We start from the raw sequence: 26,421 nt of genomic DNA on the forward strand, positions 1-26,421 counted from the left end.
ACAAAAATACTGTTTTAAATATTCTTTCTAACCTAGTTTATAAATTAACTATATAGACTAAAAGAGTGAATATGACTCTGTAATCATGCTAATAAATACTATTCCACAACAAAAAAGAGTATTATGACCTCACTTCATTCCACAATAATCTACACTATGTGTCATTCGTTTTGTTAAAAAAAGGCTCAAACAGCCTAAAACAGTGATGGCACAACTATTGAAGGTATTTAAATAACTATTTGGTTCATAAAACTTTTATAATGAGATATATTCTCAAATACAAACGCTAAAAATAAATTATAAAACAAACACACAAATAGTATAACAATATTAAAAGATAAGGTTATGCAAAACGACAAAACGATTAATACGCCACAATCAACTCCTTTAGACAAACAAGAAGGAAAACCTTTAAAGACAAAATCATTATCTACAACTGATTATATCGTTTTAGGAGGTACCTTTTTACTAATGGGGGTAGGATTATTTTTAATTTACAAATTACAACCATACTTCGAGAGAATACGTTTCGAACAATTAAAATCATTTTGGGGTTCTACTGTAATTAACTTTGGACTTGTTCTATTTGTTTTACAAATGAGCTTCTTACTTTATATAGTATATCTTTATTTTAGATATAAACCTGTTACTTCATTAAGTGACGAAGAATTACCAACATGTACTGTTATAGTTCCTGCTTATAATGAAGGTCGTCTAGTATATGACACACTACTTAGTTTAGCCAATGGTGATTATCCAATAGAGAAATTAGAGATTATTTCTATAGATGATGGTAGTAAAGATGATACATGGAACTGGATGCTGAAAGCTAAAGCTGAACTAGGAGATAGAGTATCTATATTACAACAACCTAAAAACCAAGGAAAAAGACACGCTCTATATAGAGGTTTTAATATTGGAACAGGTGAAGTTTATGTTACAGTAGACAGTGATTCTATTGTAAAAAAAGATACCCTTAGAAACTTAGTTAGTCCATTCGTACACAATGAGAAGTGTGGAGCTGTAGGAGGAAATGTGAGGGTACTAAATACAGAAGATGGAATTATACCTAAAATGCTAAATGTAAGTTTTGTATTTAGTTTCGAATTTATTCGTTCTGCTCAGAGTGCTTTAGGATCAGTACTATGTACTCCAGGAGCATTAGCAGCATATAGAAGAGAGGCTGTAATGCATTGTTTAGAAGATTGGATCAACCAAACTTTCATGGGACAACCTTCTGATATAGGTGAGGATAGAGCCATGACAAATATGATTTTAAAACAAGGATATCATGTACTATTCCAACGTAATGCTTATGTATTAACCAATACTCCTGAAGAGTACAAAACATTATACAAGATGTTTATTCGTTGGGAAAGAAGTAATGTGAGAGAGAACATTGCTATGAGTAAATTTGCTTTTAAGAAGTTTAGAGAAGGATCGACAATAGGGCCAAGAATTTTACTATTAAACCAATGGTTAAGAGTATTAATGGCTTATCCCCTATTAATTTTAATGATATTCTTCGTAGCTACAAAACCTCTAGTGTTTATCACTTCTGCATTAGTAAGTATTTTTATTTTCTCGAGTATTCAAGTATTTTTCTACTCGAAAAGATATAGCATAGCAGAATCTTTCTGGGCATATCCATATAGTATTTTCTATACGTTTACACTATTTTGGATTACTCCTTATGCTATCGCTACAGCTAATAAGAGAGGTTGGCTGACAAGAACATTACCTGCACAAAAATAGAGTAGTTGAATATATTGATTTTAAGTAAAAAAGACAGCATGCACTTCGCTGTCTTTTTTCGTTTTACTCTATTCATTACTTCATTTTAGAAAGTTACTATAAATAAAGAATGGCTATTCTGTACAGAATAGCCATTCTTTTGTTCTTATCTACTTAGATTATTTCACCTGATCTTCTGTTAGATCAAATCCCCAATCTTTTCCTTTCATTGTTGCAGGTACTCCTTTTACCATCCAAACTGGTGCTTTACCGTCTTTTAGGTAATAATCGAAGAATTGTTGTTGACGTATTTGAATATCTTTTCTATTTTGACGTTTCATCAAGTTGTGCTCATCTCCATTATAGTTTAACATCCAAGCTGGTTTTCCTAAACGTCTTAATGCCATAAACATTTCAATACCTTGATACCATGGTACTGCCCCATCGTTATCATTATGCATAATAACCACTGGTGTTTTTACATCTGGCATTCTAAATAATGGTGAGTTTTCAATATATAAGTCATGTCCTTCCCAAAGTGTTTTTCCTATTCTACTTTGTGTTTTTTCATATTGGAATTGACGGCTCATTCCACTTTGCCAACGGATACCTCCATAAGCTGACGTCATATTCGCTACTGGAGCTCCTGACCATGCAGCTGCATACATATCTGTTACTGTAATTAAATGAGCTACTTGGTATCCTCCCCAACTTTGTCCTTGAATAGCAATTTTATCAGCATTAACCCATTTATTTTGCTTTAAGTATTCTACTCCTGAGTTGATATATTCTTCTGCTGATTTACCTGGATATCCATCTACATAACTAACATCTGGAGTAAATACTAAATAACCATTACTCACAAAATATGGAATATTTAAACGAGATGGTGTTGGTGCTGGAGCTTCATATCGATGTAAATTATCTGATAACTTCTCATAGAAGTATACAATCATCGGATACTTTTTATTTGCATCAAAATCTTCAGGTTTAAATAATACTCCCGTTGACTCATATCCTTTAGGTGTAGTCCAATGCACTAGCTCTGCAGTTCCCCAATTGTACTCTTTTTGTTGTGGATTAATATCACTTAATTGAGTTGCTGATACTAAATCATTGGTAACATATAGATTCATTGACTCTGTAAAAGAACCTTTTAAATAACCATATACATTAGCATCCTTCGCTTTAAACAAAGAACTATAACCACTATATGGTTGCATTAATACCTCTTTAGGGGTTTTTGTACTCTTTATTTCTGTAGTAAAGAATCCTGCATCTTTTGTTTTTTCATTGAATGCAGCTAAGATTATTTGTTCTGTTCTGTTGAATGAACGCTTTTCATCATCTAACTTTAATACATCAAAAGCAATATTATTCTTACGTCCATATCCATTAGTAACCATTCTAGGAGCTTTATTACTATTCAAATAAAATTCCCAAATATCAAAACGATCTCTAATTAAAACTGACTCGTCGTTATCTGTCCATGCTTGGATTCCATAAGAAGAGGCATTGTCAGGCATATCAAAAGTCTCATCAGCAAAAGATACTGACAAACCTTTATTTAAGTGTTTTGTAATCTTTGTTTTAATATCATAAGCATACCAATTACCTTCTTCACTATTATAGTACACCACTGCTGTTCCTTTTGGTGATATACGAGCTGAACCTGGTAAGTCGGCAACTACCTCTACTTCTTTACCTGTATTTACATCTACAATATAATAAGAAGAAACTCCTGAGATATTCCACTGTCTTTCTACTCTTCGTCCAAAGTCTGAAGAATTAAACACAATATTAGCGTTTCCTTCGTCTACTAATTGGCTTCCATTGATTTTTTCATCAGCTAAAGCAACAAGCTTACTTCTATCTTTAAGGTTAATAGTAGCTAAAAAACTTCTCTTTAAGTCCTTATCTAGATTCACTAACTGTTGAGGCTGAATATAGTCTTCATTATAATGCCATATATCTACTACAGCATGATCTTCTGCTATAAGTGTAGTGTCTTTAGCAATAGGCTGTGGTGCAATACCTAAATACAATCTTCCTCCATTCTTACTAAAACGAGGTTTGTTATTTTCTGAAACAACCCAATCTTTAGGCATTCCCTTTGTAGTATTAGAAGCTAATACTGTAGCACCTGTCACAAGATTAGTATAGTACAAGTTATATTTCTTTACTAATACCTTCTCCTCATCATTCGTTCCAATAAATACTAATTGCTTACCATTGTCATCAAAAGAGAACTGAGAATACTTACCTGTACCTTCTAAGATTGTTTTAACTGCTTTTGTTTTCAAATCAACTACAAATACTCCGAAAGGTCCTTTTGCTTTCTCTTCTTTAGCAGTTTCTTCTTTTGTATCTGCTACTTCATTAGTTTCCTCAGTCTTATTTTCTTCTTTTTTATCATCCTTTTTCTTTGCATTAGGATCTTTTGTAACAAAAACCAAGTACTGTCCTAAATCATCAAAATAATAGTCTGTTACATTCTCATAAGAGATTTTCTCTCCTGTTACTAAGTTCTCAAATACCAATTCTAAAGGAGCATCTTTGTCTGATTTTTTAGCAGGTTTCTTTACCTCCTTTTTGTCTTTTGACTTTGCAGTATCTTTAGCTGGCTCTAATAAATATGCTAAGTAATCTCCTTTTTTCTCTGGAACTTTAAAAGACTTAATATCTGATTTCTTTACTAAAGTTCCTGTTTTTAAATTGTATATTCCTAAAGAATCTTTAGCAATTTCATCTTCTTTTTTCTTTTTTGTTCTTACTGCTTTCAAATCAGCATAAGTAGGACGAATAGAGAAAACAGAAAAGTTAGACGTCCCTGTAAATACAGGTTTCTCCCCTCTTGGAACTACAAGTTTTTTAGTTTTTTTTACCGTCTCTATATAAAGAGTCTTATCTCCTTCTTGTGGATTAACTTGATATAAGATCCAGTCTCCATTATTAGAAAAAGTTTTTGTCCCTATAGATTGCCATCCATCATATACAGAATGGTCTAAAGGCTTTTTTTGTGCTTGGGTAGTCAAACTTCCCAAAACAAAAAGACCTATCCCTAACTGTTTCCAAAAATAACTAGGATTAGATCTTCTTGATGGTTTTGTTGTTGATGTTAATTTCATATTACGTTAGTTAATTTACGGCTTGGAAGTTACCGCAAATTTAGTACTTGACCAAACAACTATTTTAATTGATTTAGCTCATACAACTCTCGTATACGTTTCTTACTGATTTTACCAACACTTGTTTTAGGAATATCGTCTACAAATACAAAACGATCAGGTATAGCCCATTTATTTATAACTTGCTTATCAACATACTTTTGCATATGATTTATTAGGTCTCTTTCGGTAATATCTACTTCTACTTTTTTTACTACTAAGGCAAAAGGGCGCTCTCCCCACTTATCATCAAGAATTCCAATTACAGCAACATCTATAACACCTAGATAACTACTTATCATCTCTTCTAAGGCAAGTGAAGACATCCATTCGCCTCCTGTTTTAATCACATCCTTAGAACGATCTACTATTTTTACATCATTATTCTCATTAATCCATGCAATATCTCCTGTATGCAAATAGCCTCCTGCCCATAGCTCCTCACTCTTCTTAGTATCTTTATAATATCCCATGGTAAGATAAGGTGCTCTTACTACTATTTCTCCTAGTGTTTTACCATCTTTAGGTACTTCTACACCTTCCTCATCTACTACTTTTAAATCCACTAGTAATGCAGCTCTACCTGTCCTTGTTCTAATATCTAATTGAGACTCTAAATCATTTTTAATAGTCTCTAAAGATAGATATGAAGTCGTTAATAATGGACAAGTTTCAGACATACCATATCCTGTCACTACTGATATACCTCTTTCCATAGCCCTCCTTGCTAATGGTTTGCTCAAAGCAGACCCTCCTATTAATACACTCCAATTTGAAAAATCAATATCACTAGCGGCAGGACTAGTCAATAACATATTTAATATCGTAGGTACACAATGTGATATCGTAGGCTTCTCTTTTCTAAAGATTTCTAAGAAACTCTGTGGTTCAAATCTACCAACATACACTTGTTTTAAACTTAATGCTGTCGCTACATAAGGAAGGCCCCAAGCATGGACATGGAACATTGGTGTTAAAGGTAAATACACATCTTTTGATGTAATTTTAAACCCTTCATTCATCAGAGATAACACACTCATCTCTACCATCGTATGTAGCACTAATTGTCTATGAGTGAAATATACCGCTTTCGGATCTCCTGTTGTTCCTGTTGTATAAAATAAAGTTGCTACTGCTTCTTCAGAAAAATCCGGAAAACTATACTCTTTCGAAGAAGAAGTAACTAAGTTGTCAAAGTAACCCTTTATATTTAAAGTTGTCTTGACTTCATTAGTGTGGTCGCGAATAATGATAATCTGCTTTACAGTAGTCATTTTGTCCTTAATCGATTCTATTATTGGGACAAAATCCTCATGCACAACTAATACCTCATCTTCTGCATGATTAATAGTATAAAGCATTTGCTCTGGAGCTAGACGCCAATTAATAGTATGCAACACATTTCCCGAAATAGGAACTGCAAAATAATTCATTAAATAGCGATGACTGTCATAATCTATAACTCCTACAACACTACCTCCATCTAATCCTAATTCTTTATATACATTACACAGCTGTTTCACTCTACTATACAATTCATAATAATCGAACCGCTCTTGGTTCTTATAAACTATTTCATGTTTTGGATTAACACGAAGCGAGTTCTCTAATAAATCTTTTATCAACAGTTGATAGGCATGTGCATGACTGTTAGATTCTATTGTTTTTATTTTCATTTGATTGTTTTTTGTTGGTGTACTACAATATAGCAAAAATGTTTCAAAACTCAACCTATCAACTCATTACCAATACTATATGGTAATAAAAGCACTCTACACTAACATGACAACTGAGCATAAAAAAAGCCTGTGAAAGATTTACATTCACAGGCTTTTTTAAAAATATATCGCGATTTCATTAGCTTCTCAATGATGCTATAAACTCTTCCACATCTGCATCAAACGTTGTTTCTTGAATTAATTCAAGAGATAAGGTTGTCATCTTTTTAAAATGTGTTTTAGAAAAACTTCTTCCTCCAAAACTCTCTCTACAGAAGTCTCCTATAATACCAAACACTCCGTTTACTTCGTCTATAGTAACTTCTTTCTGATCTGCGTATCTTCCTCTTAATACAGCAGCACCAACATAAGCCCCAATCTTCACAACTAAATCTGTATCTAGAATTTCCTTTTTATCAGCTAAATAAAATAACTCATCTAAATTATGATGTATTAGCGTTTTTATATCCATATCCTCTACTTCTCTTATTTTAAGCAAAGGTAAAAATAAAAGTAGAGATATACTTATACTTTTAATATGAACTATACTTTACACTAAACCTAAAATTGAGTACAAAAAAAGTGTTGAATCATCTTCAACACTTTTTAATTTTATAATTCGATATTATACAATTTCATTTTATTGTACAATGTCTTTCTATCTATTCCTAATACCTGTGCAGCCTTAGTTTTATTAAACTTAACTTTTTCTAATGCAGTACGAATAGCTTGTTCTTCATTTCTAGAAGAGAATAACTTGAGATCATCCTCTACTGCTTCGTTACTTACATTAGCTTTAATTACTTCTGATTTTGGCACGAGAATCTCTTGTGGCAGTACATCTTTTTCTATTACTTCTCCACGAGTCAAAAGAACTGATCTTTTAATAATATTCTTCATTTCTCTTAAGTTCCCAGGCCAATCATAAGTTAAAAAGATACACTCTACCTCAGAAGAGAATTTTTTTACTTTTTTCTCAAGTTCGATATTAGATTCGTTTAAGAAATGCATTGCGAACATTAATATATCTGCTCCTCTATCCGCTAATCTAGGAGCAACAATACCAAACTCATTTAATCGATGATATAAATCCTCTCTAAACTCACCCTCTCTTACTGCCTTTGGCAGATCCTCATTCGTTGCAGCAATAACTCTAATGTCTACATCTATTTCATTACTACTTCCTACAGGCTTTACTTTTCGTTCTTGAAGTGCTCTTAGTAATTGCACTTGTACTTCGTAAGATAAATTACCTACCTCATCTAAGAATATGGTTCCTCCATTAGCCGCTTCAAAGTGTCCTACCTTATCCGTAACTGCTCCTGTAAAAGATCCCTTAATATGCCCAAAGAACTCACTAGAAGCTAAATCTTTAGGAATAGCACCACAATCTACTGCAATATAAGGTTTATCCTTACGCTTACTTTTTAAGTGAATAGAATGTGCTATATTTTCTTTACCTGTACCACTATCTCCAATAATCAAAACAGACATATTAGTAGGTGCTACTAAATCAATGTACTCGTGTAACTGTTTAGATACATTACTTTCTCCTCTTACATAATCTAGCTCTATACTATTCTCATCTGTATCTTCTACATCTTTTACCACCGTAGCCTTAGCTTTCGATTTTAAAGGTTCGCCACTTTCCACACTAGCTTTTCTTTCGAGCGCTTGTTTAATTGTCAAAAGTATTTCATCTGGGTTAATTGGCTTAGCTACATAATCGAATGCTCCTAACTTCATTGCATTCACAGCTGTTTTAATTTCGGTATATCCCGTCATTAAAATAACTTGTGAAGTTCTACATTTTGATTTTATATATTTAAGTAACTCTAGACCATTACTATCAGGTAGTCTAACATCTGTAAGAACAATATCATAGCACTCTTCATTAATACACTGTTCTGCTTCTGTACTACTAAATGCATTAGATACTATATACCCTTTTTTAGATAAAAAAGTTTTTAGCATTTCGCAGAAAGGAACATCATCATCTATAACCAGAATCTTGTGACTCATATTTTTATTTTTTATGTGCTAAATGCAAATTTAAACTTTTTATCATTCATTCCCAATGTAGACCATAAATTAACCATTATAAACAGCAAAAGGGAGCCTAAGCTCCCTATTCACCTGAAGATTTCTCTTCTTCACCTTACTAACGATCTAACTTGTTATCTCTCGATAACATAACTTTTAAATAAACACTTAAATTTTCTTTTTCAAAAGCAGGAAGTTTTACAACTTCTTTACTTTTTTTATAACACCTTACTGTAATAGTATATATACAAAACCATGCCAAACCCTATAGACATAATAACAAACCACATATCTGTTTTATATTCAATTCATTATGATATTTTAAAAAAAACTCCCCAACTTTCCACAATAGGAAAAGATGGGGAGTTTTTTGTGTATTGTTTCCACACATATTAGAAAGGATACCCAATAGCGAAGTTAAACATCAGATTGTCTTTTCGCCATCTACTACTTCCAAAATTGATATCATCTATTACCCAACGTTCGCCAGGTGCATGATAGGGCACACGCAATGGAAAAGCAAAATCAAAACGAAGAACTAAGAATGTTACATCAAATCGAAGACCCGCTCCTGCTCCTATAGCTAATTCATTTAAAAAATCACCACTAAACTTACCTCCTGGGCGATCTGATACTTCGTTTAAGTTCCAAATGTTTCCTGCATCAACAAACAGTGCTCCATGAACAATACTAAATAATTTTTTTCGATATTCTAAGTTCATTTCTAACAACATATCTCCTGATTGATCTGGTATAAACTTAGCATTGTTAATCTCTGGATTAAATGAACCTGGTCCTAAAGTACGTGCTCTAAAAGCTCTAATACTATTAGACCCTCCTACATAGAACTGCTTCGTATAAGGCATCTGTTTAGAATTACCATAAGCTACACCTATACCTGCATGTACTCTACTTACTAACTGAGAAGTTCTACTTAGTTTTAAATAATATCTAAAGTCATGTTCTGTTTTCACATACTGGCTAAAAGGTACACCTATCAAACTTTTTTCCTTATCCTTATCCACATTCGCCCCCATTAATAAACCTGTGATATTAGCAGATAAATCTAATCCACCACGATAATATATTGTCCCTTTTTTAAACTTCTTGCTAGTATTTGTATAAGTATAGGTATAAGTAGGTCCAAAAGTCAATTGCTTATCTAATACCCTTTCTAGTGATGGGTTACCCTCCGCATACTCTTTATAGTAATCAGTGACATGCCCAGGTTTTACATAATTGATATCAAATATTTTCAAATCATGTTCTCTAAAAGCGCTTTCCTTCCATAAGTATCCCCAAGAGGCTTTAAATGACTGTAATGAATATAATTGACTACGTTCTAGATATTCTCCTCCAAGAATAGCACGAGTTTTAGGGATGTAAGCACTAGTAGATTGTAGATTAAATGGAGAAATTATCTTAGGCCAAGTCAGACTAGTCTCAAGACCTACCTTGTATACATTGTATCCATTATTAGCTGATGACATCTGAAAGTCTGCTCCTCCATAAGCAGACACAGAAAACACCTCAGCTCCTCTCATAAAGTTCTTATTACTCCAGTTCAGATTTAATTCTGCTCCATTGTAACTAGCGGAATTCATCTTACCTAACAACTCAAGTCTAATAGCCTTAGGATTATCAGGAGTTAAAAAATAATAAGCATTTAATTTATGATTTAAACTATCTGATATCTCAAACTGATTCTTCACAAATTTAAAAACACCTAAACTTACCAATCTGTTTAGAGATAAATTATGGTCATTTCTATTATACGTATCTCCATGTTTTAAATGAATTGCTCTATCATAGATAGATGGTTTAAACTTTCCTTTAGGATCTACTATTTTAAAATCTTTATATACTTGTGCAGAGTCAAGAGCCTGCATATAATTCGTATCAGACAAAACATAGTCTGAAAATATATAAATATTATCGATGGTATAAGGCTCTAGTGCTAATTTAGGTGTATTCTCTTTGATTTTTAAAGCCAAGTCTACCTGATGATGCCCCACACTACTATCTACCTGTACTAATAAGTTATCAGCACTGAAGTAATAATATCCCTTATTCTTTAAGTAATTATCAAATCTAGTACGCTCATCTTTAATAACATCTAAATCATAAGCTCTTCCCTCTCTTAATCTTGTATAAGGCATAGCTTGAGACAATACTTGCTTGATACCTGTAGAGTCTTTTGCAAAGGTAAACTCGCGTATTTTATATTGTTCACCTGGAGTTACAGTGTATTCCACCCCTTTCTTCTTATCACTAGGTCTAACGGTATCATAAGTCACATCTACATTAAAATATCCTTTATTCTCTAAGCGATTAGATAGAATAGCTTTATTGTTCTCCATATCTACTTGGTCAAATAATACAGGGGGTTCACCTAGTTTATTTCGCATCCAACGACGTAGTTTATTACTCTTTTCAGGATCTCCTGCTAGATTATAAAAAAACAATTTAGGATGCATACCTAACAACGTGGCATTAGGAATAGGACGTAGTAAACCATGAAGTTCATCATTCATCTCAGACTTTTGAGACTTGGATAATGAGTCACTATTAATTACTACTTTCCCTCCTGAGTACAGATACTCATCTTCTGCCAGATGACGAGTTGTATTACATGAAAATATAAATAATAATCCAAGACATCCTGCTAATCCATTATATATTTTACTCTGCTTTAGCTTCATCTCTTAATTGCTTTTTTAATTGTCTTTTATCTTTACTACGTTCAAATAATTCGCGGAATCTCTCATAACTCATTGTTATTATAAATCCGACACCTGTCTCTACAATTTGACCTTGAAGAGCTACCTCATAACGGTTTTTTCTATACACTTTCATTAAATATCTACCGTCTTTTGACAATGCATATTCTAATTCAATATCACCTGCTATATTAGCTGCTTGCTCGTTCTCACGAGCATTCCCCTCTACTTCGAAACTACTTCCTACTGTCACTTTTAATCGATCAGAGAATAAGCGTTTTGACACTGCAACATTTAAATCTGTCCTATTCTCTTTACTTCCTGAAGAGTAATCCTCTGAAGATTCTAAATTAAAGTTAAGTTCTACACCTGCAATTAAGTTACCTGCCAAGTTATTCAACTGATCTGATAATAATCTACTCACACTCTGTCTAGCCATAGACCCTGCACTCATTCCTCCAGCACTACTCTCAAAAGGATTCTCACCTATAAATCTGTTTAATAACAATAACGCAAATACTTGTTTATTTAGTTCAGACTCATTCTGTCTTAACTGTTCTAACTTCGTCTTCGTATTGCTTAGCACATCTCCTGATACACTTGTAATTCCTTCTTTTAGTTGCACATCGAAAGATATCTCGGGTTTCAGTAATTCTCCTTCCATCTTTAATAAAGCTTGGAATGGTATCTTCTGCTTATACATATTTTGCTGTGTAGGAGATAGACTGCTTAGCTGATTTCCTAATAGATCTATCGGAGCAGTCTTTGTCTCATAGATAGCAGTTAAGTGTAGATTAGCATCTGTAGGATCTCCTGCCCAGATAATATAACTTCCTTTTTCAATCTCAAATTTTCTCTTCATCATATTGAAAGACAAATCATAAGAACCTTGAGAGAACTCATATCTTCCAGCCAAAGTTACTTTACCTGATGGATCAATTCCTCCTACTAAGTCCGCCTCTCCTTTTAGAATGATCTTATCTCCACTTGATTTATCCATTATCATAGTAAAACTAGCTTCTTTATCTACTTTAATCGAAACAGATACATCTAACCCTTTTAATGCTGAATTATTAAAATCTTCTTCATACTTTCTCATTTCAGCTAATTGTAAGCTATGCTGATCTACGAACTCTACAATACCTTCTCTATCTGCTATACTAGGATCTTCCTGTGGTAATACAAATGAGAAATCTGTCTTCTTACCGACTTCTATTCCTCCAGTAACAATAGGTTTATTTAAATCTCCTTTTATCTTAATATCACTGTCAAAAACCAATTTACCATAATACATCTCATTATCTTTAGACGTAGAGTTCACTGCTTTAAAATCAACTGCCTTAATACTTAGGTTAAAAGCAAAATCTTGATATGATTTAGTAAGTACCTGCCCATCTACCACTAGTAGATTTCCATCTGTATCTGTGATACTAAACTTATCTAATTCTATCCCTCTATTTGTAAAAGAAATCTTTTCGTTAATTTTTCTAAAGTCAGCATTTAATCCATTTACATGAAAACCTATATCATTAAAGTTCATAGCTCCTAATATTTTAGGATCTGTAAACTTCCCTCCTATTTTTAGATTACCCGAGAAGAATCCTTCTGCTTCTGATAACTGTTCTTTAGCAAAATACTCTATCGCTGCCATTTGAAACTTAGCTAAGTTCACATTCATATTCATCTCCTGAGTATCAGCATCAGCCCATCCGTCGATAGATATCTTATTCTCTCCTCCTTGTAAAGTAATATCAGTTATAAACTTACTCGCACTCTCATTCTTAACGCCAACATGTAAGTCTCCTAGCCCTATTTCCATCACGTGTAGTTTAGAAATATCAATATCTGAGATAAATCTAAAGTCTGTTACCAAATCTTTTAGATACACCTCACCATCAATAAATCCACTAGCTAAAAGCACATCTTTTTTAATCATTTTAGTCAAACTCTCAATGCTAAAATCATTGAATGACAACTTCATTGGACTATTGGCTACTTCATCTTTAGATTCTATTGCTAAAAGACTATTATTATACGCAAGTTTAAAGTCTTTTGCATAGAAACCATCGGGTTTAAGTATAAATCTATTATTAGGGTCAACAGTCCACTTTTGATAATCTAACACAAAACCATCAGGTCTCAAACGATGAATCAGATCTCCCTCTTTTGTACTGACTTCTCCAGCTATTAAATAACAAGGAGCTCCTGTCTTATCTTTTAAATTTAAGTTGTAACTTAAGGTATTATTTTTAATATCCCCCTCTAGAGCCAGACGTTTTAATGCTATACTAGCATTAGCAATGCGCTCTATGTCTAAAGCGTAGGTAAGGGCGCCATCGACTGGCTTAACATCAACAGAAATATTATTTATCTCATTCTCTCCATATTCGATTAAAGGAATAGTACCTTGCAAACTGATGTAATTAGAATCAGACTCATATCGTCCACTAAACTGTATAGGTTGTAATTCTTTTAAATCAGGCAATACAGAATGGATAATACCATTATCCTTAACCTTCAGCGTATAAGCAAAGAAATGGTTTGGCAAAGGCTTAGAAGCATCCTCTATTAGCTCTCTTTGCTGTTTTTCTTCTACCTCATTATTGAAATAGCTCTTCAATGAATTAGTAAATAAATCTGCCAATAGAGTCATCTTATACTCTCCTTGCATACCAAACTCTACTAATTCAGAGTTTAAGTGTAAAGATTTTTTTACTCCATTTGTTACAGCCTTAACTTCGATCGGTTTTAGTGTGATTACCTGTTCTTTTGTACCATAAGACAAATCGCTAACTACTATTGCTCCGTCTAAATCATCTGGAACGATATTACTTAGCTCTGTCTGTATTTTAGCTTTAAACACTGCAGGAGCATCCACTAGTTTTAGTCGATATAAATCAATATGCTTAAAGTCTGCTAATAAGTCTAAACTGATATTATAATCTGTCCATTTTCCATTTGCATCAATAGCAAAGTTTAAATTAGGATCGTCATTAACTGAAGTGACTTGATAACTTCCTTTCTCTAAGACAGCATCTAATTGTATATTGTTATAAGTATAATCATTATACGTAGCACTAACTACTTTTACACCACCTTTTGCTACAGCTTTATCTGGATCAAAACCAACACCATTAGCCTTAAAAGACATCGTTAAAGCTCCGATAGAATCATTCTTTAAAATATGCCCTAATTCTAAATTTTGAAGGTTTGCTTCTACACTATATTTCTCACTTCCCTTTTTGTGTTGATCGAAGAACACTTTTACATCTGCATTACCAGAAGTCGTTTTAAGGGCTAATTGAGACTGTATAGCCTTCATTCCTCCCTTTACATTACCTGATAGCGATAAGTGCGAAGGAATCGCTATATTCGCTGGCAACACACCTTTTGGTGCGATGCTAAAGATATCCTTAGCAGAAGTCTGAAATTTATTCAGTTTTAAATCTACTATTGCTTTTTCAGGAGTAGTAGCTCCTTTTATATTTCCAACCACATTGATAGTTGTTGACTGTAATCCAGTCAATAAAAACTGTTCGATAGACAAATCCCCTACTATACCTTTTGCTTTGATGTCTACAGCTAAATTTTTATTGGTTAAACTTGTTAATCCAGCTTCTTCAAAAACAGTAGGCATGGCTAGGTATACATCTCTTAGTCCTAGATAAGACTCTTTTATCAGTACGTCCACAGAGGTATCCTCTAAATGCTCTGACAGCTTATTTACATCTCTATAATTCAACGTTACATTAGCGTCAAACTTAGAGTTAGGAGTTTCTAAAATGAAGTCTTTGATGAAAGTAGTTTGATCGCCGTATAGAAAATAAGTTTTGAACTTATCTACTTGCAACCCGCTCTTTTCTTTAAAAGAAAACCCCTCTAGATTTCCTCTTATCACATTAGGAGAAAACTGAAAATCTTTTAAATCAAAATTAATATCTGTAAAAGCGATATGATTAGGGTCTAACCCAAAAGATAATGCCTTAAAATTATCGTTGTCAAACTTGACATCAATAGAGTTTAGAGCAAATTCTTTTATGCCTAGTTTCCATGGAGCAGCCTCATCCACTACAGGAGCACTTTCCTCTTCTTTTACAGATTCAGCAGCCTTAATAGTTATAGGAAGTAAATGAACTACAGCCTTAGTATCATCTAAGCGGATCTCTTTTAAATCTATCTGTTGATTCTTTAAATCAATTTGCTCAAATGTAGTTTTAAAAGCTCCTAACGCAAGATTAGCATATAACCTACTCTCCTTATCCTCAAAAACGATATTACTATCTGTCCACTCTATAGTTCCTAAATCTACTATAGGCATCACAGAAGTATTCGACTCTTCCTCTATCGGCTCTACAACTAACTGTGCTGCCTCAATAGAAGCCTGAGAAGGCAATTCTTTTTTATAATTTAAATCTATTCCCGCAATCGCAATCTTAGGAATAGCAAATTTCATCTCCTCTAAATCAAATTGTTTAAAACGTGTAATAAATCTCTTTAAACCAAATGAGACGTGATGACCATCATAATCATCATTGTACTTCACCTGGATATCGCTAAGGCTTATCTCGCCTACATCTATAGCCATAGAACTACTGTCCTCTTTATCCTCTTCTTCCTCTGAAGCGAAGGCTTCGATGATATAATCAAAGTTAAAGCGTCCTAGACTATCGCGTTTAATATCTGTCTTTAGTCCATCTAACTGAACACTATTGACATTGACAGAGCTCTTCAGTAGAGCGAATAAGCTAATATCTACACCTAGATAATTAGTATATAACAAAGTATCCTTCTGCTGAGACTCAACATAAAGATTCTTAACCACTATTTTTTTAGGAAAGGCAATCTCTATCCTATCTAAGGACACAGGGGTACCTATCTTATCCTGTACAAAGGTGATTGCAAAATCCTTCACCTTATTTTGGACAGCAGGTATCTGTATCGCAACGATAAGAAGTAGTAATATTAGAAATAAACTAAGTAAGAACCAGCCTAGTACCTTACCTATTTTAATTGTTATCTTCTTCAAAACAAATTTTTTATACAAAAATAACAAAAATCGTACCTACCCAACAACGATATTCAAAGTAAAAGGAAAAAACTTTAGGGCAAAAAAAAATCTCCAACACGGAGATCTACTAATAAGAAAAAAATGGCAAGCTACCTACATCGCACCGCTACAACCTCAGACCTTTGCTGCGTTCCCACCCTGGAGGATTAAGAGGGAGCTGGTCGTGTAGGACTTGCCACTGCAAATATACAACGGTTTTTTATTTTTCCAAGCTTTTTCAACTATTCGCATTAGATTTGTATATTGTATCAAATTAAAAAATGACAATGAAAAAATATAACATTCTAGTTCCGTTAGTATTAGGAGTAGCTTTTATGAGCTGTTCGAACAAAAAAAATTTAGAAAAAAATGTTTTATCTATTGATACTACTCATCTAAAACAGCTATATAAGGGAAATGAAGACATAAAACTGAGTCTAAAAACTACCGAAAATGCGCAAGTAGACTCTGTAATTTATTACTTCAACGACAAAAAAGTAGGTGCTTCTATTAAAAATGAGGTGTTAAATCTAAACTTAGGTGAACAAAAGTTAGGTAAAACAACGATTAAAGCTATCGCGTATGCTGAAAACTCGAATAAAGAATTCACTACAAATATAGAAATAACAGCTCCTAAAGCTCCTGCTTTTTACAGCTATAAATTAGTAAACACTTATCCTCATGACCAAGATGCCTATACACAAGGTCTAGAATTCTACAATGGTATTTTATACGAAAGTACAGGTAATGGTGAAGGCGGAGGAACAACGAACACTGGAAGAGGAACAGGTAAAAAAGGAATCTCTAGTGTACGTCAAGTAGATTATAAAACAGGTAAAGTCATCAAGATTCACAAACAACCAGCAGAAATCTTCGGTGAGGGGTGTACTATCCTAAATGGCAAACTATACCAACTAACTTATCAAAACAATGAAGCTCATGTATTCAATGCAGAAACATTAACAGAGGAGAAAACACTTCCATATTTTCAGAAGATGGAAGGTTGGGGACTTACGAATGACGGTAAACATCTGTATATGACATCAGGTTCTGAGTTTATCTATAAACTAGATCCAGAAACATTTAAAGAAATAGACAGAGTAAGTGTATATACAGATAAGAATGTTATTCCATACGCTAATGAACTAGAATGGGTAGATGGTAAGATATATGCTAACTTCTATGGACAGAATGCAGTAGCAGTAATCAATCCTCAAACAGGAGCAATAGAAGCTGTTATAGACTTCAGCGAATTACTAAACCTAACTACATATCACGAAGACAGAGATGTAATGAATGGTATCGCTTATAACCCACAGACTAAGACATTCTTCCTGACAGGTAAAAACTGGGACAAGATGTTCGAAGTACAGATTATTAAATAATTTAGGGAACTGAAAACAGAAAACAGGGAACTATAAACTGATAACAAAAAATGCTGACCATGGTCAGCATTTTTTATGATATATTTTTTTATTTTATGAACAAATATCTTTTAAGATTCAATCTTATATAATACTTAAATCTTAAAAGATAAAACATTAATATTTTCCTCTAAACATATATTAAATTGAAAATAGTAACATGGAACTGTAATGGTGCATTCAGAAATAAATTCAAACAAATTTCAAGCTTAAATGCAGATATTTTTATCATACAAGAATGTGAGAATCCTATGGAAACAAATGATCAAAGCTATAAACTATGGGCAAAAAACTATACTTGGATTGGAGAGAATAAAAACAAAGGACTCGCAATATTTGCAAAACCTAATATTAAACTACAAAAATTAAATTGGTCAAATCAATTTAATGATCATACCGTTAATTATTTTTTACCTTGTAAGATTAATGACAATTTTAATTTACTAGCTGTTTGGGCACATTACAACAACTCTCCTAATTTTGGATACATTGGGCAGATTTGGAAATATATACAAATCAATAAGAACAACCTAAATAATTCTATAATAGCCGGAGACTTTAACAGTAATGCTATTTGGGATCAATGGGATAGATGGTGGAATCATAGTGATGTAATAAATGAATTAAAAGAAATCGGTATTAATAGCTTATATCATCATTTTCACCAAGAACTTCAAGGACAAGAAACAAAACCCACATTTTTCTTACAACGTAAACAATCCAAACCATATCATATAGACTATATACTTGGTTCCGAAAATTTCATTAATAAAACTAGTACTTTTGAAATTGCTGATTTTTACAAATGGATTGAATTTAGTGATCATATGCCTATCATATATGAATACTAAATTATTCTGATACCTATTCGCAAAAAAATACTAACCATTACTATACACTCTAGACCTCCATTGAGGATAACTAACCACACAGTATGTCTTGCTGACAAAGGAAGCATCTCACTAGTAACTCTACAGCTATAGAATGAGATTCTTCGCGAGCTCAGAATGACATACGATACGGATATACTATTGGTCATATATTGTCGGGCGTATGTAATACGCCCCCTACAACTATGTGCCAACTAAGCGAGATATACACCTCTTTTCTGAAAGACAAACATCTCTAATTTTTACTCTCTCTAAAAGGAGCCCTTTGTTTCCTGTTCTCACCTTCACAAAAATCCTCTACTCATACAGACTCACCCCATTCACATCGGTAGTCAATACATCTGACATATAGTCAAACAGTGGTCTCATCGCTATAAATGTCTTGATCACCTCCTCTTTAAAGTTAGGCGCTAATACCTCTTTATCCGTAAAAGAACGCATCACAAGATACTGCTTCTTGCGCAATAAGTCGATAGCAGGATGCTCCTTGTCAAATCCCTTAGGAGCTGTCTTTAGCTCCTCCCCTTGTAGTTCTCCGAAGTACTTCTGAAATTGCTCCTCTGCTATAATCTCACGAAGTTCACTATCATCCATAGCGATCTCCTTGCGGATGCGCAGTAAGTCTTCCTTATTAGGCTCCCAAAAGCCACCTCCTACAAAACTTCTATCTGGTTCTATATTCACATAATATCCTCCTCTCAGCATCGGCTTGGTACGTCCTAAGTGCAGTCCAAAATAAGTCTTATAAGGTGTCTTGTCCTTAGAGAAGCGTACATCTCTATAGATGCGGTGTACGTGTAATAGGTCTATACTATCGTGCTGTAACATCTCATCGTGCACTACTTTAAAGAAAGCCTTCACCTCAGCGAATAGCTTATCGAATTCTGGCTTATGATCTGCAAACCAAGGTTTATTATTATTCTGACTTAACGTCACTAAGAAGTCTATATGTTCTTTTTTTAACTGTTTCATACTTTATTTTTTAATTCTTGCCAATGAGCTAATTTTTCTTGAAAGCTCATTCTTGCATTTGCCCCACTCGGCGAAGGTAAAGTTAACAAGGAAACACCATCTATTTGCCCTATGTATTTATCGAAATATTGTCTTGCCTTTTGACTGGAGAATACGATTGTATCGATATGGGGATATTCTATTAATAACCCTTTGATATCATTAGCTTTTTCTGCGATAATATCACTGTCTAAGCTACTCTTGCGTTCGCAAGACTGCAAGACATCCCATAAGGCAATTCTATTTCGCTGAAGCAAATCGAGCTTATCCTTATACACATCGCTATATTCTTCTCTAAAAACACTAAATAATAACTTCCAAAACACATTCTGCTTATTGCCGTAATACTCCTGAAAGTCTAACGATTTAATACTCGGCATCGTACCCAATATCAATACTTTAGCCTCATTAAACACCACAGGCTTAAAAGAATGTATTCTACCCACTTCACTCATATCCCAAAGATATTAATTTTTATCTCAACGAAATAGCTATCAATTCTTTGCTGCTTATTTTGCTATAATTTAGAACAATTCTCTAAGTTTCATTTTATTTAAAAATTGCTTTAGAGCTACTCCCCTATTTTTGATAAGCACAGTATTTCTTCAACAACAACACACTAAAAAAAGCGTCTCATTTTTTTATTTTTCACTAAAAAAGCGTTCTAAAAATGACTCTTAACTATTTTATTTAATCACTTTTTTACAAAAACACCCTGAAAATAGCTTCTATCACATTAATATTTTAAAAAAGAGGTGCATTTTTTTTAGCACCAAAAAACAACTAAAACACTATATAACAACACATTAAACCAAAACAATATAAAATCTATTAAAACATAAAACAGCTCTTAACCCTAGTGAATACAAGCCTTATTTTGATTTCCTTCGACAATACATGGACAATAACCCGAGAATGGTGGACTAGAGAGGTTATTTGTCCAAGAATTGTTCTTTTACTCTCCTGCTATTCTCCTTTTATTAAAATTTAAAATACATTGAAGATTCTATCTAAACTGAAATAGAATAATATCCACATAAAAACTATGTAGTACCAAGAGTGTTTTTAAGTTTACTCCTAAAAGAATGAATATACTTCCCTCTAAACTGAGTGCTTATAGATGTGCTTGTCTATACGCTAAGGGAGATAGACCTGTAGATTTTTTAAAATAACGACAGAAGCTAGTCGCATCTAAGAAATGAAGCTCTTCAGCTATGGTGTAGATAGGTTTATCCGTTGCTATAAGGTAAGACTGCGCTTGAGTGAGTACAAGCTCATTAATAATCGCAGATACCGTCTTACCCGTCTGCCTGCGTACCAAAGTCGTTAAGTACTTAGGAGTGAGCTTTAGTTGATCAGCATAAAACTGTACTGTGCGCTCAGCTAAATAATACTGATGAACCAAATTATACAGCCTAAAAACAGTTGTTTCTTTCTTAGAACTTGGTTTCAGATTCACTTCATCTTGTTCATAGAATCGGTTGATATGAGCAATTAAAGAATACAATAAATACTTCATCGCATCAGCATAAAACACAGATGTATCTGTACTACGATTAGCCAGCAACAACTGGTAGTAATCGATGAACACGCCCTGATCACCCGCATTCAAATGAATAATAGGGTGTCTCACCAATTCGTTTAAAAACTGATAATTAGTTGGTAGAATAAGATCCTTTATACTATCTAGATCAAATAGCACACATAGATACTTCCCCTTGCGTTCTGTGATGGGAATAGAGAATAAACGCTGGGGAAACACGGTCAATAGAGAACCTGCAGAGAAATCTTCTATTCGATTGTCTACTTTAAGCTCATTACTTCCCTCCATACAATAAGATAGCAGTATTCCTTTCTCTCTATATGTAGTAGTAGAGAATAAAGAAGGAATAATACGATCCGATGTGATAATCTGAATAGGAAAGTGCTGACTCATCACGCTGTAGTTAATAAATCAAAGTTAACAATAAAAACAACTTCTTGCACATTTATAAAACAATACTGTCAATAGATAAACAAGGTCTTATTCAGAACTTTGCTCCAAATAAATAAGAATTATGATCAGCAAATCAGTAAGTATAAAAGGAACTCCTTATACCCTATATATCAACTATCAAGATGATAAACAAAAACGAAAAGAGTTCAATCGAATGTGTCAGGAAGTATGGGAGTTTGATTTTGAAGCCTTTTACCAATCGGGATACTGGGGAGAGGAGTGTATACTATTTTCTTTATTCCAAGAAGATAAGATAGTCGCACATACAACTTTAAGCCTATTCGAAATAACGAAAGAAAATAAAACGTACAAGGCAGGACAATTAGGCACTGTGATGACAGACTCTGCCTATCAAAACAAAGGGTTGTCAAGGTTCTTATTAGAATATATAGAAGTAGCATATAGAGATATCGTAACAGGCTACTTCTTGTTTGCAAATGATACAGTACTGGACTTCTATCCAAAGTTTGGTTATGTGCCTGTTGAAGAGTATCAAGCTACACTAAAGGTGAATACCAAATATTCTCCTCTATCGAGTTTAGAGAAATTAGATTTAGACAACCCTGCATCGCTTGCTTTATTTGAAGAATATGTCAAAAGTGGTTATACCTATAATAGATTGATTACTAAAAATGTAGGCTTAGCTTTCTTTTATTGTTATGCAGACTACGACTTCAGTTTTAAAAACGCTATTTATTACAGCAAAGCATTGGATACCATCATCATCTATGAACAAGAAGAAAGTGAACTGACAATCTATTCTATTTATCAAAGAGATCACCATGTCAAACAACTCGATGCGATAATAGATGCATGCTGTACAGCAGAGACGCAGACTATCAATTTTGCATTTAGCCCTGAGGCAGAACAAGCTACTTATAGTCTATATAAAGAAGATGACGATATTACACTCATGGTGACAAAAGAGCTAATAGACTTATTCTCTGATCAGAAGACTATGGTAGCTTCACTATCCCATACATAAATGCTAAATATTCAGAGTTCAATAAAAAAGGCAGTACGAAAACTTATCTTACTGCCTCTCTGTTTTATTTATACTTTACTGCAAGAACATCTTGTGCTTGTAAGATAGCCATCGCATTCATCTCTTTCAATCCATGAAGGTGAACATATCGCAATACTTCAGATAAGAAGTTCATGCTTGTCTGGATAGCTTCTTCGATCGTACGCCCCTTCGTTAGCTGTGCAGAAAGTGTTCCCGTAAACAAATCGCCTGTTCCCACTACTTCGACAGGTATATTATCAGCATAGAAATGAGTCAACTTACCTTGATTAATCAATATGACTTCTACTTGGTGATTTACATTCTCTTTCATTTCGGCTGTAGTCAAAACAATGATTTTAGAAGATAATACCTCATCCGCCTGTACAGCTGTTATCAGTTCTTGCTCATTCGTTATACGCTTTCCTAAAAGGTATTCTAATTCAAAGTGATTAGGTGTCAAGATATCACTTAACGATAATAATCGTTCTTTTGAATAATCTGCCTGTTCTTTGGGGATATACAGCCCATCTGTACGTGTATCACCAAATACAGGATCATAGATATAAGTAATACTATGCTGTGCTTTTAGCTGCTTTATGAACTTTGCCGTAGCATCTATTATCTCTTTGCTCTTTAAGTATCCACTTACAACATACTGTGTAAGCTGTGCAGTGTTAATTTCTAATACTCCACGTGCCAGTTTATCGAATAATTCTTTGGGCACTGCTTCTCCATAATAAACAGGCTTGTCTGTGTGACTTGATAAAAGAATGGTAGGCATCGCTACGCAATTAATTCCGTGAAGCTGTATAGCAAAACTGGCTGAGTTATTCCCCACATACCCTGTAGACACAGTACTCTGTATGGATATAATATGAGGTTCTATTGTATTATTTGTCATGATAATGAAATGAGAAAACACTTCTATATTCTTGCTTATTCACTTCTGTAAAACATAGAAAATATACAACTGTGCTTCTTAAATTATTTCTTACAAAAATACAACTATAATCAGCAAGCGAGATAGTCCAGTTTAAAGAAAATTAATTAAACCTAGAATCGTGATAGACAGATAAACGAAAAGTAATTATACAAAATAGCTCTGAATTAGTGATACAAGTATACTATAGTATGGTTGTAGAGCTAATGAAAGAGATATGAAGTAGAATTGCTTTGTAATATTTGGCTAACGCTTATTCTGGGTTAAAATAATACCAATAAAAAAGCAGACTGTAGTCTGCTTGATTCTATCTTATGGTATAAGGCGTTCTGCTTTTAACTGTTCAAATAATGCAATGAAAGAGTCTTTTGTCGGTTTAAAAGCAGTAAAACTATTTCTTGGTAATAAATAATGTATATGGTATAGATGAATCCCAATTTGTAATTTCAATATCCTTAGAGTTTCTAGAAGTTCCTTTTAGATCAGCTCCAAATGGTTTATTCTCTGTATTTTGTGTCCTATTCAAATGTATACTTATCAAATCGCCCGCTTTACAACTATAAACAACTGATGGAAAATTAATAAGAACTGATGACCCATCAATATGTGGTAAAACAGCACTGTGATCCCCTCCAGAAACAAAATTCCAAGTATTACCATTATCACTACTACTCACAATTCTCATTCCGAAATAAACTCCAGTTTTATTATCATCACTAGCCAGAAACATACTTACAAATCCTGAAAACAGATAATATCCATCGTATTTAATCCTAAATGTATTCGGAAGATTCCCCTGCTCAATACCAAGGTTATTAACTGTTGCATCCTTAATATTTATTGGAAGAACTACAGTTTTTAAAGTATTATAATCAGCTATCCCATTTGGGATATAGAATGCTTCTGATTTCTTTACTATAAAAACCTCTGTTTCAATTGCTTCTTCCGTTTTTGTAAAAACTGTTCCCTTATCATCAATAAATAATTTACGCTCACCAACATTATCAAATTCACTAATCTCCCTCATTTTAACTTTACCATTTACATCGAGTTTTTCTAGTGGCAAATCAGTACCTATTCCAAGATTTTGCGTATAACCAACTAAACTAAAAAAAAACAAGTAAACTATTAATATTTTATCTTTCATAGCTATAGTTTTAATATTATAATAGTATATGGGCTAATCTTATTTGTAGCCCCTAAAGTAAATGACCCCATTGTTGAAAATCCTGTTAAATTTCCATTATTATCTTTTACTCTTGCTAATTTCATACGTACAAGATCACCTGCGTTATGTTTTACAATACCACTAGGCAAAAGAATAACTGCATTTCTAAAAACACCTGCAACAAGCATTTTTGAAAAATGTATACCAGAAACAACATTCCAGCTTGTTCCATTATCTTGACTTACTTCTATTTTTGCAATAATATCAAAAAAAGGATTCGTTGTTGACGATATTGGTTGCATATATAAATTAAGAAATGCATTATACTCATAATATCCTTCAGTAGCAATCCTTAAATTATACGTATTTTCAGGTTGTGTTATCCCCAGATTATTATTCTCTGTCTTAGCAAAATCAATAGGAATAATAATATCCTTTCCAGAATTATATTCACTACCTAAAGTATTCTCTGGCAATGATTGTCTAGCTACATTAGTATAAACTTGTGTCATTAATACTGCATCTTCTTTTTTTCCTATTAAACCATCTTGTCTAATATACAACGATCGTAATCCTTCTGCTTTGCTCTCTTTAACATCTCTCAATCTAATTTTCCCCTGTACATCTAACATTTCTGTTGGTACATCTAAACCTACTCCCATTTTTTGTGAGTAGATTATGGGTATTGAAAAAAAGAAAGTTAATAAAACGCCTATATACCTCATGCTTCTTAATATTTTAATTTTGTTACATTTTACTAATTATCAAATTATAAGTTTTTAACCCATTATCATTAAAAAGCTCAAAGGCAGTCACTTCATCACCTTGTGGTAAACCACTACCACTACCACTAGCAGCTCTAACAATAAATATTCGAACTAAATCACCTTTTTTATGTTCATAAACAATAGAAGGTATCACCAAATTTCTAATCTCTCCATTATATGAAGAACCAGTAGATGACTGATTTATTTTCTTGATTTTATGTAAACTAAGAGACCTTGTTTCCCAATTTTGTCCATTATCACTACTTGTTTCTAAACCAGTAAATACCCATACTCCATCCTTCTCTGTATTAACTTTGCTACGTATATTTACTGATGTTTTATAATTATAAAACCCAGGAGTATTTATTTTTAACGCATCACCGACATGACTTAACCCAAGATTATTTACAATAACATCATTTACATTTATAGGAACATGAATTCTTTTTCTAGAATTAAACTCAACACTTCCTCCTAATGGGGGAGCATTATTCAATCCTTGCGCTGAAAAAACTTGAGATTGTACTTCTTTAAATACTTTTATCCCTAAAACCCCTTCATTATTTATAAACAAAGGCTTTAAACTTTCATCATTCAAATAATCTGTATTTCTAATACGCATCGTACCATTTACATCCACCATCTCTGTAGGAACCTCTACTTCTACACCTATCTGAGCAAACACCAGCGAATTAATTAACATAAAAAAAAACAAAAAAACACCTCTTATCATAACAAAATAAATTTAACTGCTAAATTAACATAATATTTAAAAAACCAAACATTGTAG

At 33.2% G+C, this 26,421-nt stretch carries 17 protein-coding genes and 1 other RNA gene; 4 read left to right on the forward strand and 14 right to left on the reverse strand.

Annotation, left to right across the window (positions count from 1 at the left end):
- Positions 1–345 precede the first annotated feature (345 nt).
- A complete protein-coding gene (locus tag AABL85_RS07460; protein WP_341309672.1) occupies positions 346–1,755 on the forward strand; it encodes a glycosyltransferase family 2 protein in 1,410 nt (469 codons plus the stop codon).
- A 158-nt stretch (positions 1,756–1,913) separates the two neighbouring features.
- Here the strand turns inward: AABL85_RS07460 and AABL85_RS07465 are convergent, their stop codons facing one another.
- The 7 genes from AABL85_RS07465 to ffs all read right to left on the reverse strand — a co-directional run bounded on the left by AABL85_RS07465 (position 1,914) and on the right by ffs (position 16,628).
- Positions 1,914–4,862 carry a S9 family peptidase gene (locus AABL85_RS07465; protein ID WP_341309673.1) on the reverse strand — a complete coding sequence of 983 codons (2,949 nt, stop codon included), beginning with the start codon at positions 4,860–4,862 and terminating at the stop codon, positions 1,914–1,916.
- Positions 4,863–4,921: 59 nt separating this feature from the next.
- On the reverse strand, positions 4,922–6,577 hold the full coding sequence (locus tag AABL85_RS07470) for a fatty acid--CoA ligase (RefSeq protein WP_341309674.1): 1,656 nt from the start codon (positions 6,575–6,577) through the stop codon (positions 4,922–4,924).
- Positions 6,578–6,758: 181 nt separating this feature from the next.
- Positions 6,759–7,091, reverse strand: a complete 333-nt coding sequence (locus AABL85_RS07475; RefSeq protein WP_341309675.1) for a hypothetical protein — start codon at positions 7,089–7,091, stop codon at positions 6,759–6,761.
- A 140-nt stretch (positions 7,092–7,231) separates the two neighbouring features.
- Positions 7,232–8,641, reverse strand: coding sequence for a sigma-54 dependent transcriptional regulator (locus AABL85_RS07480; RefSeq protein WP_341309676.1), 1,410 nt, complete (start codon positions 8,639–8,641; stop codon positions 7,232–7,234).
- Between the two features lie 413 nt (positions 8,642–9,054).
- Positions 9,055–11,364 carry a BamA/TamA family outer membrane protein gene (locus AABL85_RS07485; protein ID WP_341309677.1) on the reverse strand — a complete coding sequence of 770 codons (2,310 nt, stop codon included), beginning with the start codon at positions 11,362–11,364 and terminating at the stop codon, positions 9,055–9,057.
- Positions 11,345–16,408 (reverse strand): translocation/assembly module TamB domain-containing protein, encoded by a 5,064-nt coding sequence (locus AABL85_RS07490; RefSeq protein WP_341309678.1) that lies wholly within the window; start codon positions 16,406–16,408, stop codon positions 11,345–11,347. Before AABL85_RS07490 ends, AABL85_RS07485 begins: the two co-directional genes overlap by 20 nt.
- 121 nt (positions 16,409–16,529) lie before the next feature.
- An RNA gene (ffs, locus tag AABL85_RS07495) (signal recognition particle sRNA small type) lies at positions 16,530–16,628 on the reverse strand.
- 88 nt (positions 16,629–16,716) lie between these two features.
- Between ffs and AABL85_RS07500 the strand changes: the two genes are divergently transcribed.
- Positions 16,717–17,814, forward strand: a complete 1,098-nt coding sequence (locus AABL85_RS07500; protein ID WP_341309679.1) for a glutaminyl-peptide cyclotransferase — start codon at positions 16,717–16,719, stop codon at positions 17,812–17,814.
- A gap of 185 nt (positions 17,815–17,999) precedes the next feature.
- Complete coding sequence (locus AABL85_RS07505) at positions 18,000–18,704, forward strand: endonuclease/exonuclease/phosphatase family protein (protein WP_341309680.1); 705 nt, start codon at positions 18,000–18,002, stop codon at positions 18,702–18,704.
- A gap of 336 nt (positions 18,705–19,040) precedes the next feature.
- On the opposite strand, the gene AABL85_RS07510 is transcribed toward AABL85_RS07505, so the two are convergent.
- From AABL85_RS07510 to AABL85_RS07520, 3 genes are all read right to left on the reverse strand, one after another.
- A complete protein-coding gene (locus AABL85_RS07510) occupies positions 19,041–19,715 on the reverse strand; it encodes a DUF2461 domain-containing protein (RefSeq protein ID WP_341309681.1) in 675 nt (224 codons plus the stop codon).
- Positions 19,712–20,209 carry a DNA-deoxyinosine glycosylase gene (locus AABL85_RS07515; protein ID WP_341309682.1) on the reverse strand — a complete coding sequence of 166 codons (498 nt, stop codon included), beginning with the start codon at positions 20,207–20,209 and terminating at the stop codon, positions 19,712–19,714. The genes AABL85_RS07510 and AABL85_RS07515 overlap by 4 nt, the downstream gene beginning before the upstream one ends.
- A 659-nt stretch (positions 20,210–20,868) precedes the next feature.
- Positions 20,869–21,690: a helix-turn-helix transcriptional regulator gene (locus AABL85_RS07520; protein WP_341309683.1), complete on the reverse strand. Its 822-nt coding sequence runs from the start codon at positions 21,688–21,690 to the stop codon at positions 20,869–20,871.
- 121 nt (positions 21,691–21,811) lie between these two features.
- Between AABL85_RS07520 and AABL85_RS07525 the strand changes: the two genes are divergently transcribed.
- Positions 21,812–22,735, forward strand: coding sequence for a GNAT family N-acetyltransferase (locus tag AABL85_RS07525; RefSeq protein WP_341309684.1), 924 nt, complete (start codon positions 21,812–21,814; stop codon positions 22,733–22,735).
- 64 nt (positions 22,736–22,799) lie between these two features.
- Here AABL85_RS07525 and pdxY read toward each other — a convergent pair whose 3' ends face one another.
- The 4 genes from pdxY to AABL85_RS07545 all read right to left on the reverse strand — a co-directional run bounded on the left by pdxY (position 22,800) and on the right by AABL85_RS07545 (position 26,334).
- Positions 22,800–23,657, reverse strand: coding sequence for a pyridoxal kinase (gene pdxY, locus AABL85_RS07530; protein WP_160340024.1), 858 nt, complete (start codon positions 23,655–23,657; stop codon positions 22,800–22,802).
- Positions 23,658–24,087: 430 nt separating this feature from the next.
- Positions 24,088–24,843, reverse strand: a complete 756-nt coding sequence (locus AABL85_RS07535; protein WP_341309685.1) for a hypothetical protein — start codon at positions 24,841–24,843, stop codon at positions 24,088–24,090.
- A gap of 2 nt (positions 24,844–24,845) precedes the next feature.
- Complete coding sequence (locus tag AABL85_RS07540) at positions 24,846–25,526, reverse strand: hypothetical protein (protein WP_341309686.1); 681 nt, start codon at positions 25,524–25,526, stop codon at positions 24,846–24,848.
- Positions 25,527–25,611: 85 nt separating this feature from the next.
- A complete protein-coding gene (locus AABL85_RS07545) occupies positions 25,612–26,334 on the reverse strand; it encodes a hypothetical protein (RefSeq protein ID WP_341309687.1) in 723 nt (240 codons plus the stop codon).
- Positions 26,335–26,421 lie beyond the last annotated feature (87 nt).

The sequence above is a fragment of the Myroides odoratimimus genome, assembly GCF_038039805.1.
GTDB classification, from domain to species: domain Bacteria; phylum Bacteroidota; class Bacteroidia; order Flavobacteriales; family Flavobacteriaceae; genus Flavobacterium; species Flavobacterium odoratimimum_B.

Bases quoted from the DNA above. Each gene is read 5' to 3' on its own strand.
- AABL85_RS07470 (WP_341309674.1), bottom strand. From the start codon at position 6,577: ATGAAAATAAAAACAATAGAATCTAACAGTCATGCACATGCCTATCAA.
- pdxY (WP_160340024.1), bottom strand. From the start codon at position 23,657: ATGACAAATAATACAATAGAACCTCATATTATATCCATACAGAGTACT.
- AABL85_RS07510 (WP_341309681.1), bottom strand. From the start codon at position 19,715: ATGAAACAGTTAAAAAAAGAACATATAGACTTCTTAGTGACGTTAAGT.
- AABL85_RS07465 (WP_341309673.1), bottom strand. From the start codon at position 4,862: ATGAAATTAACATCAACAACAAAACCATCAAGAAGATCTAATCCTAGT.
- AABL85_RS07545 (WP_341309687.1), bottom strand. From the start codon at position 26,334: ATGTTAATTAATTCGCTGGTGTTTGCTCAGATAGGTGTAGAAGTAGAG.
- AABL85_RS07540 (WP_341309686.1), bottom strand. From the start codon at position 25,526: ATGGGAGTAGGTTTAGATGTACCAACAGAAATGTTAGATGTACAGGGG.
- AABL85_RS07475 (WP_341309675.1), bottom strand. From the start codon at position 7,091: ATGGATATAAAAACGCTAATACATCATAATTTAGATGAGTTATTTTAT.
- AABL85_RS07460 (WP_341309672.1), top strand. From the start codon at position 346: ATGCAAAACGACAAAACGATTAATACGCCACAATCAACTCCTTTAGAC.
- AABL85_RS07525 (WP_341309684.1), top strand. From the start codon at position 21,812: ATGATCAGCAAATCAGTAAGTATAAAAGGAACTCCTTATACCCTATAT.
- AABL85_RS07535 (WP_341309685.1), bottom strand. From the start codon at position 24,843: ATGAAAGATAAAATATTAATAGTTTACTTGTTTTTTTTTAGTTTAGTT.
- AABL85_RS07500 (WP_341309679.1), top strand. From the start codon at position 16,717: ATGAAAAAATATAACATTCTAGTTCCGTTAGTATTAGGAGTAGCTTTT.
- AABL85_RS07520 (WP_341309683.1), bottom strand. From the start codon at position 21,690: ATGAGTCAGCACTTTCCTATTCAGATTATCACATCGGATCGTATTATT.
- AABL85_RS07485 (WP_341309677.1), bottom strand. From the start codon at position 11,364: ATGAAGCTAAAGCAGAGTAAAATATATAATGGATTAGCAGGATGTCTT.
- AABL85_RS07515 (WP_341309682.1), bottom strand. From the start codon at position 20,209: ATGAGTGAAGTGGGTAGAATACATTCTTTTAAGCCTGTGGTGTTTAAT.
- AABL85_RS07480 (WP_341309676.1), bottom strand. From the start codon at position 8,641: ATGAGTCACAAGATTCTGGTTATAGATGATGATGTTCCTTTCTGCGAA.